Source organism: Desulfovibrio sp., from assembly GCF_019424165.1.
Taxonomy (GTDB): Bacteria; Desulfobacterota; Desulfovibrionia; order Desulfovibrionales; family Desulfovibrionaceae; genus Desulfovibrio.
In genome coordinates, this window is sequence record NZ_JAHZAA010000025.1 from 410 (window position 1) to 12,328 (window position 11,919).

Sequence of the window (11,919 nt, forward strand, 5' to 3'; positions counted from 1 at the left end):
GACTCCTGAGAAAGCGGAGGTTGAGGCGGGTTACAAGGCTGGCTGGAAGGAAAGGGGCGGGAATTATCAGCGTGAAACAAGAATATAAAATGCAGACGGTAATTGCAACCGATAGGCGTTCTCAACGTGCTGTATCTTGAGCGCATGTGCTGCAATGTGTCAGATAATTATCCAGGCACAGGCTGTGTGAGATAACTCGTGGCAAATGCCGCGGTTCGTAAACAGAAACAGACGGCGAGCGCCAGTCGGCAGAACAGGATACTGACTCGGTGAGGGGCTTTGCGGTTCAGGCGAACAGGGCCGGTTCGCTGCGCCGCAGCGTATCCAGGCCTTCGCCGCCGATAGCGCTGAGGGCATATATTTTTTGCAGGCCGGCATTGTGCAGAAAGCGCGCTGCGCGGTCCTGAGAGGCTTCTGGCAAGTCTATTTTAGTAATGATACCTATGACATGCCGGTTGAATATGCGGGCAAGCCCAGGAGGAAAAGCGGATGTTCTGCGTGCGGCGTCCTGAATAAAAAGCAGGCTGTCGCAATCTGCCGCAGTCGTGATGAGCGCGCGGTAAAAGCGTCTGTTTTCAAGAAATTCCGGCGGCGGGATAATAAAGCGTCCCGCGTACTCCACAGCCAGCGGCTGCGGCATGAACACGGGGGCCTGACCCAGGGCGCGGGCAAGACTGCGCCTGCCCGCGCCCCGTTCTCCCATAATCATGATACGCCGCATCAGGGCCTCAGGATCTGGTCATATCGGTAAGGTCGTAGCGCAGCACACTGCCGAAATACTGTAATACTTCGCGCAGGGCCGCCTCCACGCTGGCCACATCGCCCGTGATCAGCAGGGAACCGCCGAAGCGGTCAAGAAAGCCGATGTCAACGCTGGCGGCCTTGGTGGCTATGTCTGCGGCGATGATCACGCCTTCGCAGGGAGTGATGGTCAGAATGCCGATGGCCGTAGCGCATTCATCATCCAGCCCGAGCTTAAGGTAGATGCCTTTTTGCGGGCTGGCAATGAGATGCGCCAGGGTGATCTGTCTGCCCGGCACATACTCTTGTATGATGCGTTGTTTGGTCTCTTCCATCTTTGCTTCACCGTCGCGTGCTTATTGCTGAAGAGCCTGATAGGGCCTACAGCAACTGTTTTTTCAGGTCCTCACTAGGTGAGGGAATGACAATTTTGCTGACCACGGGGCCGCCTTCGGTCACGTTGGCAACGCCCGCATCCACCGATGACTGCACGGCGCTGACTTCTCCGGTCATGATTACAAACGCCTTGCCGCCAAGTCCGGCAGAGAGGCGCAGTTCCAGCAGGCGCACATCACCCGCCTTGGCGGCGGCGTCGGCTGCCAGAACACAGGAGGCCGCCGTGTAGGTTTCAATCACGCCAAGGGCGTTGATGCGACCCTGAATGGCCGTGCCGTTCATGGCAGGAACGACATCTTCATGCACATTGGGGATGATAAAGCTGTCTACAACAAGGTCCGCGCCCAGCTTGAGACCGGTCTGCACGGAGCTTGTCACCGCGCCCGTGTCGCCGGTGATGATCACAAGATACCTGCCCGGGCAGGTGGGGCGGGCCATGACCAGCTCCACATTGGCGGCTTTGATCATTTCGTCAGCCGTTTGAATGCCCATGCCGATGCTGCTCAGTTCAACGCAGCCGATAGTACGTAATTTCATGCCCTTACCCCTCAGGCCTTGATGGTGATGATGCCGTTTTCAACCGCGCTGACCGTGCCTTTGATACTGGCATGCACGCGCGCGCCCATAGCCCCTTCGGGGATTTCGCCGATAAGGTCGCCCACATTGACGCTCTGGCCCACAGAAACCACAGACAAAGCAGGAGCGCCGATATGCTGCTTCAGCGGAATGCGCACCTCTGTCGGTTCAAAGTCCCCGGCAAAGGGGGGATGGGCCTCGTAATCCGCCAGGCCGAGGCGGCTCACAAGGCGGCTTGTAGGAATGCGGCGTTCTTCGCGAAAGCGCGATGTGGCAAGAGGGCGTCCGTCATATTCCCATTTGATGCCCGCCTTCATCAGTTCCTGTTTGAGCATGGCATTGACTTCACGAGGTGAAAGGCCCATGGGGCAGGCGAATTTTTCGCAAATGCCGCATTCGGAGCAGAGCAGGGCTTCTTTCGCCATGGGATTGCTGATGGTCTGCCCGTCGAGAACCCGCATGAGTTTGTGCGGATGCAGCTTGTGACCGAGCAGGTTACGGGGGCATAGGTCAGTGCATTGAGAGCACTGACAGCATACGGTGTTTGTAAGGCGCTTGACCACATGCGGATCCATTACCTTGCGGTTCACCACATTATGGTCCGGCGGCAGCACCAGCAGGCCGCTGGTGGTTTTTGTAACCGGCTGGTCCGCATCGGGCAGTACGCGGCCCATCATGGGGCCGCCGTCCACCACGCGGTATTCGCTGATGGTGGTTCCACCGGCAAAATCGAGAACTTCAGCCACGCGGGTGCCTACAGGCACGCGTACCACCATGGGCCGGGCCACTTCGCAGCCGACCGTAAGGTAGCGGTGGGTGACAGGCTTGCCGTCCAGCGCGTGAGCAATATTGAAAAGGCTTTCCACATTGCTGACCACTGCGCCGATTTGCAGCGGTATGCCGCGCTCGGGTACAATGCCGCCCAGCACTTCGTAAACCATGACCTGTTCGTCACCGGCAGGGTAGAAATCGCCCATTTCAAAAGCTTCAAGGCGACCTTGACCACGTCGGGCCACGGCTTCGCGCACACTTTTCATGGCGGCTGCGTGCTTGCCCTTAAGGCAGACAACGCCCCGGTTTGCGCCGGTACAGTCCATCATGGCTTCAAGGCCGCGCAGCATGACGTCCACCTGTTCTTCCATAAGGTAGGGGTCGCTCATGAGCAGGGGTTCGCAGCTGGCGCCGTTGACCAGCACCGTTTGCGCCGTGGCGTCAGCCTTTACATGGGTGGGCAGTCCCGCCCCGCCAGCGCCCACAACGCCAGCCTGGCGTATGGCGTCTACAATTGCTTTTCCCATGGTTTCCTCTCGGGTGATTTAGCATTTCATCATTGAAAATTCCGTGCAAAGCGCAGGCCCTGACGGTACAAAGCCCGCGCAGCAAAGCGGGATAAGGTTGTGCAGGCGGGCTTTGCCGCTGTGCAGACAACCGCGATTGCAAAATACTCTGTAGTTCAATCCTGTTGGCAGTTTTCTGCCTGACCGGAGGAAGAGGTTCCTCCGGTCTGAAATCCGGGCCGTTTTGCGTGTGCGCCTGAAGGCGCGTAAACAGCGTTTTTTACCCTGTCCGGCCTTGTGCCTGTAATTACCAGACGCGCTCGAACAGACTCACAAGGTCATCGCGCGAGGGCATGCGCGGATTGCTTTGCGTGCAGATGTCTTCAAGGGCATTGGCGGCCATGGCGTCAAGATTGCGCCGGTATTCGCCTTCATCGACCTTGAGTTCCCTCACGCGCGCGGGAATGCCCAGCGAAGTGTTGAGGTCGCGCACGGCTGCCACCAGGTTACGGGTTCCTTCCTCCACCGTGGCGGCGGGCAAACCTGCCATTTCGGCGATTTCGCGATACTTCACGCCCGCATCAAAGCTGTTGAAGTCAATGACAATGGGCAGCAGCACCGCGTTGGCCAGGCCGTGAGGAATGTGGAACTGGCCGCCAAGGCTGTGGGCCATGCTGTGCGTAATGCCAAGCCCGCTGTTGGTGAAGGCCAGGCCGGCCATGCAGGAACCTATGAGCATGTTGTCTCTGGCTACCATATCATCACCTTGTTCATAGGCGCGGTGCAGGTAGGTAAAGACGTTGCGTATGGCCCGTTCGGCGTATATGGCCGTAAAAACGTTGCTGTGACGCGAGGTGTAGGCTTCCACAGCATGGGTAAGCACGTCCATGCCGGTGGAGGCGGTCACATGCGGTGGCACGGTGCGCGTAAAACGGGCGTCAAGGATGGCCGCATCCGGAATGAGCAGTTCGTCATTAAGAGGAATTTTGACCGCATTGACCTTGTCGGTGATGACGGCGATGGAGGTCACTTCTGACCCGGTGCCGCTGGTCGTGGGAATGGCCACCAGCATGGCTTTGCGGTCGCGGGCGGCTTTGTGCCCGAAGTAGGAAATGGCTTTGGCCATGTCAATGGCCGAGCCGCCGCCGAGAGCAAGAATCATGTCTGCCTTGCTGCGCAGAAAATGTCCCGTGGCTTCCACCACGGCCTGCAGTGTGGGGTCCGGCTCCACACCTGAAAAAATGCTGAAGCCTATCCCTTTACGTTTCAAGTGGCTTACGGCCTGATCGGCAAAGCCGCTTTTGACCATAAAGGGGTCAGTTACCACAAAGGCGTGACTGGCGGGGAAACTTTCAAGGGTTTCCAGCGCGTAGGGGCCGTAGCAGATTTTCGTCTTTCCGTAGAACTGGGTCACGTTATCCTCCGAGGCGTACGCGGGGGCGGAAAAAAGCCCCCGCGTTACCGTCGTGTGGTCTGGTCAGTAAAGCCTTGCCCGGCCTTACCTGCATTTGGGCAGAATCATTTCCACTTCTTCATGGGGACGGGGAATCACGTGCACGCTCACCAGGTCGCCCACGCGCGAAGCGGCGGCAGCGCCGGCATCGGTGGCAGCCTTTACAGCGCCCACATCGCCACGAACCATCACAGTTACAAGACCGGAACCCACCTGCTCACGGCCGATCAGGGTCACGTTGGCAGCCTTCACCATGGCGTCAGCAGCCTCAACAGCACCTACAAGCCCACGGGTTTCAATCATACCCAAAGCGTCAGTCATCGTCGCCATTGTTTACTCCTTACCTCAGTTTGTTCTTCGGGCACGGCCCGAAAGTTTGTTGCAGCGGGCGCTATTGCGTCACGCCGTAATTGTCTGCTGGCGGGCATTCAGTTGGTAGCCGCCGGAACGCCCGGTGCGGATTTTTTATACATCCGCCCTGCTGTATGTTGCCGTGCAGGCCGGAACCCGTCAGGCAAGCGATACAGTCCAAAAGCCTAGTTATCGAGTCCCTTACCGATAGCCGTCACAGTTTCCAGCGTGATCTTTTTCAACTCTTCGGGATCGGTAATATTGTAGTGTTGCTTGATGATGGCCGCCACACCGATAAGCAGGTCTTCCTGTTCGGGGGTGTGGGAGGGCGCAGCGGTTTCGGTATGCTGCCCGCCGCATCCGCAGCATGCAGCCGAAGAGTCACTCCAGGCTACCTCAATGCCGCGCCTGGTCAGCTCGTCGCGCGCGCCTGCTGTGAGGATTTTGGATCCATCCATCTGCAGGCGGCCGCCGCTGACAAAATCCTGCAGATTGTCCACGGTGATCAATGTCTTGCTCATAATTACCTCTCGGGACCGCGCGAGGCGGGTTTCCGGGCGACCACCTACAGGGCCGCTCCTGTAAATGCCTTTACAAGTTCCGCATCGGGCTGGGGAATAACCACCATTTGCTGGAGGCTCTTGCCCAGCGCATCGGCTGCTGCCTGTGCGGCTTCGCGCACGGCGGCCACATCACCTGTAAGTACAAAGTAGGACTTGCCGCCGATGCCCTGGCCCATAACCAGCCGCATAAGGCTGACTTCGGCTCTTTTTACGGCCGTATCCGCCGCCATGATGCCATCGGCGGCATTGCGGCATTCAATAACGGCCATGGCCCGGCCGCCCATATGGGCGGGCTGGCGGCGCAGGGCTGCCTGTACTTGCGGTGACACGGGCGAGATGGCGTACTTTCCGGCCAGATGAAAACCGGTCTCTTGGGCGGCGCGAAGAGATGTTTCCACAGCCTCGCGGTCGCCTTCGACCAGGATGAGCAGGCGTCCGGCGCATATGACCGATGCCCGCACCAGGGTAACAGGTGCGGCCTTGAGCATGGCGTCGGTGATTTCAGCACCGGCCGCTATGCTGCGGCTGTCCACAATGCCCAGAGTATCCATGGCTTATGCGTTCTCCGGTTTTTTGCCCATCATCTCTTCCTGATCGAGAATGCCCACAATGGCGGCATCCACGGGCGTTTCCTGGTTATACAGGGCCTTGCGGGCGGAACTGCCGGTGGTGATAAGCACCCGCTCGCCAATACCCGCGCCCACACAGTCCACGGCCACAAAGCTTTCAGCCAGCTTGTTGTGGGCGAGGTCAAGCCGCTGCACCACCATGAGCTTCAGCCCGTTGAGGGAATCTTCTTTGCGGGTGGCCCAAACATTGCCGACAACAATGCCTATAAGCATGTGACACCTACAGATTTTTCAAAATGGTCATATGGTTGTCCGCCGCGGCCTCTTGGGCCAGGGGCGTTACCACTGCCCCGCGCGGCACGCGAAGGGTCTGCGCGCCTGTGCGGGCGGCCTCTGTCACATGGTCAGCCGTTACGAGGCTCTGGTTCAGCCGGGTGGAATCCGGAGCAGCCGCGGCAAGCTCCGTCAGTCCAAAACCGGCCAGCGCAGCCTCGTAGCCTTCATACAGTTTCAGAAGGGCAAAGGGAGCCGTCTGGGCGTGAGCGCGATAGGCGAAGCCCAGCGTGCGCACTTCCTTGCCTTCAAGCAGCAGGTCAAGCACCTTGCGAAGGGCGAGGCTTGAAGCCCTGCCCAGGGCCAGATCCGCCATGTCGGAACAGCCGAGTTCCGGCAGAACGTACACTTGTGCGCTGCCGGGCTGTCCGGCGCCTTCAAAGCGTACCCGGGCTTCCGGTAAACGGGCTTTTACCTGACTGGCAAGCCTGTCATCGGCGGGAGCCAGAATTTCCACCAGTGGCCCGAAAGCCTGGCCGGTCCGCTCCGGCAGCACGCCGCCAAGTTTGGCAAGAACGCGTTGTACCACGGTATTTATGAGGGCCTGCGTATCCGCATTCATGGCCGCATCCTTCTGCATTTCCATATTCATGATCAATTGACTACCTTTACGAACTATTTACATCCATACTGCGGGATGTCCGCAGGGGAAAGTTCTTTGCCGGCAGCGGGCATTTCAACACCGTAATATTCTAGTCTGTGCAATTGAGGGCTATACCCAGAGGGGTTACCAGAAACGGATTGGCGGGCTTGTATGTCGGCACACCGGTATATTTCTGGATAACCTTTTCCATATCCTGCAAGCAGCAGGTGCCGCCCACCAGATACAGGGCCGAAACATTACGCCCCTGTACATGCCGGTGAATGATGGATCCCATTTTTTCAATGACAGGCCGCACCACAGGCAGGATTTCTTTCTGACGGGCCTTGTCTTTTTTCAGATCTTCGGCTTCTTCAAAACTGATGTCGTAGTTGCCGGCCAGCACCAGGCTCACGTGAGTGCCGCCTGTGGGTTCGTCGGCAACATAGACGACCTTGCCGTCTTCCAGGACGGCGATGCCTGTGGTGCCGCCGCCGATATCCACAATGGCCCCGTCGCGCACGCCAAGCACGCTGTTGGCCGCTGTGGGTTCATCCAGCACAGAGGTGACCTGATAGCCCGCACCCTCCGCCACGTGGCGGTGGGTGGCGCAGTCGCGCTCACTTGTTCCGGGGGGGACGGCTATGGCCGCCTTTTCAAGCTTGCGGCCCAGCTTTTTTTCAAGTTCCTGCGTAAGCTCACGTACAATGCGCAGCCCGCCCGTGTAGTCAACAATAAGGCCGTCCTTGACTACCTGGGCAAAGCGCATGGCGCAGGCCACAGGTTGTTTTTTGGCATTGACCGCCACAACAACAATATAGGCTGTGCCCAGGTCCACGCCCACATAGAGCGGCTCCGTGGCAGTGACCTTGCGGGGCTTTTTGCGGCATTTTTCCAGGGTGTCCATAAGCTTGTCAGCGGCGGTAAAGTCCATTGCTAACCTCTGCTCAGTCCGATGATCATGCCGGTGGCGCCGGGCTTCCAGCCCGCGCTGTTGCCTTCGTCGGCATCGATGTGCATAGCCAGCTTGAAATTGTCGCTGACGCGCACCAGCACGTTTTCCAGAATCATGGGGCGTTCGGTATCAAGCCGCACGTCAACCATGTCTTTGTCCTTGAGTCCGAAGCGGCGGGCATCGTCTGTATGCATGTGGATGTGGCGTGAAGCCACGATAACGCCGCAGTCCAGACCAACAATTCCTGTGGCCGAAGCCAGAATGATGCCCGGTGTGTCTTTAATGTCGCCGCTCTGGCGAACAGGAGGATTGATGCCCAAAGAGCGGGCATCCGTCCGGGATATTTCTACCTGGGAAACATCGCGGGCGGGGCCGAGTACGGCCACATTGTCCATAACACCCTTGGGGCCGATAAGACGCACACGCCCCGTGCTCAAAAACTGCCCCGGCTGGGAAAGCGGCCTGTCGGGTCGCAGAGCTTCGCCGAAGAGGGTAAGCGCGTCTGACACGCTCAAATGAGCGTGACGGGCTGAAATTTCCACCGGAATAGGCCCGGTGTTCATGACGGTATCGGCAGACTTGCCGCATTCCTGTGTCAGCACCTTGCGGACCACGCCAGCCAGAAGATCTTTAAGAGCTTGCTCGTTCATCACTTGAGTATTCATCTTGGCTCCACTGTCCGGCGGCGGGCGGGGTAGGGATGCCGCGCCGCCGCCGGACTCGTGTCGTGGGTATGGGTTAGGCTTCGCGCTTGGGCAGGATCATCTCCACTTCGCTGTGCGGGCGGGGGATAACATGCACGCTCACAAGCTCGCCCACTTTTTTGGCGGCTGCTGCGCCGGCGTCGGTAGCGGCTTTCACCGCGCCCACGTCGCCGCGCACCATAACAGTCACAAGGCCGCCGCCCACCTGGCTGCGACCGATAAGGGTAACGTTGGCAGCCTTGACCATGGCGTCAGCGGCTTCAACTGCGCCGACGAGGCCACGGGTTTCAATCATGCCCAGGGCGTTGGAAGAAGTGGTCATAGCGGTATCTCCTTTGATTTTTAACAATAATGTTCAAATAGTTTTTGATCGGATGCGACAACGGCAGGGCCGGGCCGCGGTTTACAAAACTTTTTTCAGTTCCGCCACGATCATTTCCGTAACGGCATTGATGTCCAGACCGCCGGCTGCTGCGGCGGCCGCCTGGGGAGCGACCACGGCATCGTGGTTGGCCCCGTGGTGGCAGCAGCCCGAAAGCATGGCCGAGGGCGGGTAATGCCCGGCGGAAGCCGTGGGAGCAGAAACGCCTGTCATGGTGGAAACGCCGCACGATGTGGAAGACGCGCAGGAGCAGCCCTGTGACTGCAGGTCGTAAGCCACGCGACGCACGTTGAGCAGGTTCAGGGGGGTTACGTTGTCAGAGGTGGCGCTGCCACCCACTGCGCCGCAGCCCAGGGTGAATGAAGGGAACAGGCCGGTGGAGAGGCCCACGGCGCCCTGTGTGGAGGGCGTGTTCACCAGCATGCGCGAAACGGGCTTTTTGAGGCCGAACTCACGGATGACTTCTTCATTCTGCGAATGAATGGACAGCGAATGGCCAATGCCGCCATTGTGCAGGAGGGCCGTGCACAGTTCGCAGGCTTCGCGCCAGTCTTCCACCACGTAGAAGCCCAGCAGGGCGGTGAGCTTTTCTTTGCTGAAGGGGTACTTGGCCCCCACGCCTTTTTCATCGGAAACCAGCAGGCGCGTACCCTGGGGTACTTCAATGCCGGCAACGCGGGCGATGCTCAAAGCATCACGGCCCACAATGGCGGGGTTCATGCTGCCATTGCCGCGTTCCATGACGCGCTTGACTTTTTCAAGCTTTTCTCCGGCAAGAAAATAGCAGCCCTGAGCTTCCATCACGGCACGAACCTTGTCGGCAATGCACGACTCGGTAACAACAGACTGCTCCGAGGCGCAGATGGTGCCGTTATCAAAGGTTTTGCTGCTCATGATCTTGGTCACGGCGTCTTCAATATTGGCGCTGCGCTCAATGTAGGCAGGCACGTTGCCCGCGCCCACGCCCAGAGCGGGGGTGCCGGAGCTGTACGCGGCCTTGACCATACCCGGGCCGCCCGTGGCCAGGATGAGGTCGGCCATCTTCATCAGCTCATTGGTGCCTTCGATGGAGGGCAGGCTGATGCTGCTCACCAGGTCGGGCGACACGTGGCATGCGCGCAGAGCACCCTGGATGACTTCCACGGTTTTGGCGATGCAGTTGCGGGCGCTGGGGTGCGGGGTGAACACAATGGCGTTGCCCGCCTTGAGCGAGATAAGCGCCTTGTAAATAACAGTAGACGTGGGGTTGGTGGACGGCACGATACCGGCAATCACACCAACGGGCACGGCAATTTCAACGATCTTGGTCACCGGATCAGAGCACAGCACGCCAATGGTTTTCATGTCCTTGATGCAGGCATGAACTTTTTCACTGGCCAGCAGGTTCTTGATCTTTTTGTCCTGCGGTTTGCCGAAGCCGGTTTCTTCAACAGCCATGTTTGCCAGAACTTCGGCCTGGGCTGCCGTGGCTTCGGCCACTGCCCTGATCACGTCATTGACGCGTTCCTGGCTCAACTGCGCGAATTCGGGCTGGGCCTTGCGCGCTGCGCGAACCAGGGCGCGGGCCTCTTGAATGGAAAGCAAATCCTTATCAACCATGTCCTACTCCTTTTCCTTCCGTGCCGCCCGGTCGATGGCGTTCATCAGGGTTTGCCTGTTGGACGAGGCGATCTGCTCACGGGAGAGGTCTACCTTCATGTCTTTGGCAAGCTGACGAAGTTTGTTCATGCTCATGGTTTTGCATTTTTCGGGATCATAGGTTTCCTGTACAGGAGCCTTCCCGCTGGTCTCGGCCTTCGCGCCGCCTTCCGGGGCTGCGGGGGCCGGGACTTCTTCCACAATCTCCACAATTTCTACTATTTCAACTTCCGCTGTTTCTGCTTCCGTCGCGGCGGCAGCAGGGTCCGGATTTGTAGTGTATTGTCCGGGCTGCAGAAGCAGAATGCGATCAAGTTCGCCGTCAGGGCGGGGAATTACGTGGCAGGAAACACAGATCGCGCCTTCCAGCCTGGACAGCGACGCCTGGGCGGCGTCCACTGCCGACTGTACGGCCGAAACTTCACCTGCAACGGTGATGGTCACAAGGCCGCCGGTCGCCAGCGTTTTTTCAAGCAGACGCACGTTGGCCGCCTTGAGCATGGCGTCTGCCGCTTCAATGGCTCCCACAAGCCCTTTCGTTTCTATAAGTCCCAGTGCCAGCATGGCGTATGCTCCTGTTTTTGGCAGATGCCCTCTAGTGCCTGATGACCTTCACGTCCAGCCCGTAGGTTCCGAGGATGGACTCAATGCGCTGCAAGTCGGCATCGTCGAGCACGGGGTTGTCCTTGATGGGATACTCCATGTCGAGCTGGGCGTACTTGCTTACCCCCATTTTGTGGTAGGGCAGCAAATCCACGCCCTTGAAATTTTTTCTTTTGGCATGCCCAGCCAAAAATCGGCCCACGGCATGTATTTCTGCATCGTCATCGTTGTAGCCCTTGAGCAGGGGCATGCGGATATTTACGTTACAGCCGTTTTCAAGCAGCCATTGCAGGTTGGACAGTATCTGTTCGTTGCGCACGCCTGTAAGCGCATAGTGCCTGTCGGCATCCATATGCTTGATGTCAAAGAGAAACAGGTCGCAAACTTCAGCCAGCGCACGTACTACTTCAGGTTTTGCGTATCCCGAGGTTTCCATGGCGGTGTGGATGCCCTTGTGTTTGCTGGCCAGCAGCAGGTTGGCTACAGCTTCATGCTGCGCCATGGGTTCACCCCCGCCTACGGTCAGCCCACCGCCGGAATTTTCGTAGAAAAGCCAGTCCTGCTCGATGACCTCGAGCAGCTCTGAAATGCCTTTCTGCTCTCCGGCAATGGCCAGGGCTGCTTCTGGGCAGGCGTGCACGCACTTGCCGCAGTTTATGCAGTCTTTGCTTCTGTCCACCACATGGCGGCTGCCCGCGTTGATCATGCTGTGGATACCCACCGGACAGACCGGCACACATGCGCCGCAGTGAACGCATATGTCCTTTTTAAACAGCACCTCAAAGCGGCGGGTCTGGC

15 protein-coding genes and 1 pseudogene are annotated in these 11,919 nt (G+C 58.7%); all 16 read right to left on the minus strand.

What is annotated here, in order from left to right:
- Positions 1–286: 286 nt before the first annotated feature.
- Positions 287–721, minus strand: coding sequence for a EutP/PduV family microcompartment system protein (locus QZ377_RS08970; RefSeq protein ID WP_291440821.1), 435 nt, complete (start codon positions 719–721; stop codon positions 287–289).
- Between the two features lie 7 nt (positions 722–728).
- On the minus strand, positions 729–1,076 hold the full coding sequence (locus tag QZ377_RS08975) for a BMC domain-containing protein (RefSeq protein WP_012624998.1): 348 nt from the start codon (positions 1,074–1,076) through the stop codon (positions 729–731).
- Between the two features lie 46 nt (positions 1,077–1,122).
- Positions 1,123–1,674 (minus strand): BMC domain-containing protein, encoded by a 552-nt coding sequence (locus QZ377_RS08980; protein WP_291440822.1) that lies wholly within the window; start codon positions 1,672–1,674, stop codon positions 1,123–1,125.
- Between the two features lie 11 nt (positions 1,675–1,685).
- A complete protein-coding gene (locus QZ377_RS08985; RefSeq protein WP_291440823.1) occupies positions 1,686–3,011 on the minus strand; it encodes a 4Fe-4S dicluster domain-containing protein in 1,326 nt (441 codons plus the stop codon).
- Between the two features lie 286 nt (positions 3,012–3,297).
- Entirely contained in the window at positions 3,298–4,404 is a 1,107-nt protein-coding gene (locus tag QZ377_RS08990) for a 1-propanol dehydrogenase PduQ (RefSeq protein WP_291440824.1), read from the minus strand.
- 84 nt (positions 4,405–4,488) lie between these two features.
- Positions 4,489–4,773 (minus strand): BMC domain-containing protein, encoded by a 285-nt coding sequence (locus QZ377_RS08995; protein WP_291440825.1) that lies wholly within the window; start codon positions 4,771–4,773, stop codon positions 4,489–4,491.
- Between the two features lie 206 nt (positions 4,774–4,979).
- Positions 4,980–5,315 (minus strand): hypothetical protein, encoded by a 336-nt coding sequence (locus tag QZ377_RS09000; RefSeq protein ID WP_291440826.1) that lies wholly within the window; start codon positions 5,313–5,315, stop codon positions 4,980–4,982.
- A gap of 44 nt (positions 5,316–5,359) precedes the next feature.
- A complete protein-coding gene (locus tag QZ377_RS09005) occupies positions 5,360–5,908 on the minus strand; it encodes a BMC domain-containing protein (protein WP_291440827.1) in 549 nt (182 codons plus the stop codon).
- Between the two features lie 3 nt (positions 5,909–5,911).
- Positions 5,912–6,199 (minus strand): EutN/CcmL family microcompartment protein, encoded by a 288-nt coding sequence (locus QZ377_RS09010; protein ID WP_291440828.1) that lies wholly within the window; start codon positions 6,197–6,199, stop codon positions 5,912–5,914.
- Between the two features lie 7 nt (positions 6,200–6,206).
- Positions 6,207–6,851 (minus strand): hypothetical protein, encoded by a 645-nt coding sequence (locus QZ377_RS09015; RefSeq protein WP_291440829.1) that lies wholly within the window; start codon positions 6,849–6,851, stop codon positions 6,207–6,209.
- 100 nt (positions 6,852–6,951) lie between these two features.
- Positions 6,952–7,773 carry an ethanolamine utilization protein EutJ gene (gene eutJ / locus QZ377_RS09020; protein ID WP_291440830.1) on the minus strand — a complete coding sequence of 274 codons (822 nt, stop codon included), beginning with the start codon at positions 7,771–7,773 and terminating at the stop codon, positions 6,952–6,954.
- A gap of 2 nt (positions 7,774–7,775) precedes the next feature.
- A complete protein-coding gene (locus QZ377_RS09025) occupies positions 7,776–8,459 on the minus strand; it encodes a phosphate propanoyltransferase (protein WP_291440831.1) in 684 nt (227 codons plus the stop codon).
- A gap of 73 nt (positions 8,460–8,532) precedes the next feature.
- Positions 8,533–8,820, minus strand: coding sequence for an ethanolamine utilization microcompartment protein EutM (gene eutM, locus QZ377_RS09030; RefSeq protein WP_072312132.1), 288 nt, complete (start codon positions 8,818–8,820; stop codon positions 8,533–8,535).
- A gap of 81 nt (positions 8,821–8,901) precedes the next feature.
- Positions 8,902–10,479: an acetaldehyde dehydrogenase (acetylating) gene (locus tag QZ377_RS09035; RefSeq protein ID WP_291440832.1), complete on the minus strand. Its 1,578-nt coding sequence runs from the start codon at positions 10,477–10,479 to the stop codon at positions 8,902–8,904.
- A gap of 339 nt (positions 10,480–10,818) precedes the next feature.
- Positions 10,819–11,082: pseudogene (locus QZ377_RS09040) on the minus strand (BMC domain-containing protein); the annotation flags it as partial.
- Positions 11,083–11,113: 31 nt separating this feature from the next.
- Positions 11,114–11,919 (minus strand): choline TMA-lyase-activating enzyme (cutD, locus tag QZ377_RS09045; protein WP_291440833.1); only part of this gene is annotated, 806 nt, incomplete at its 5' end.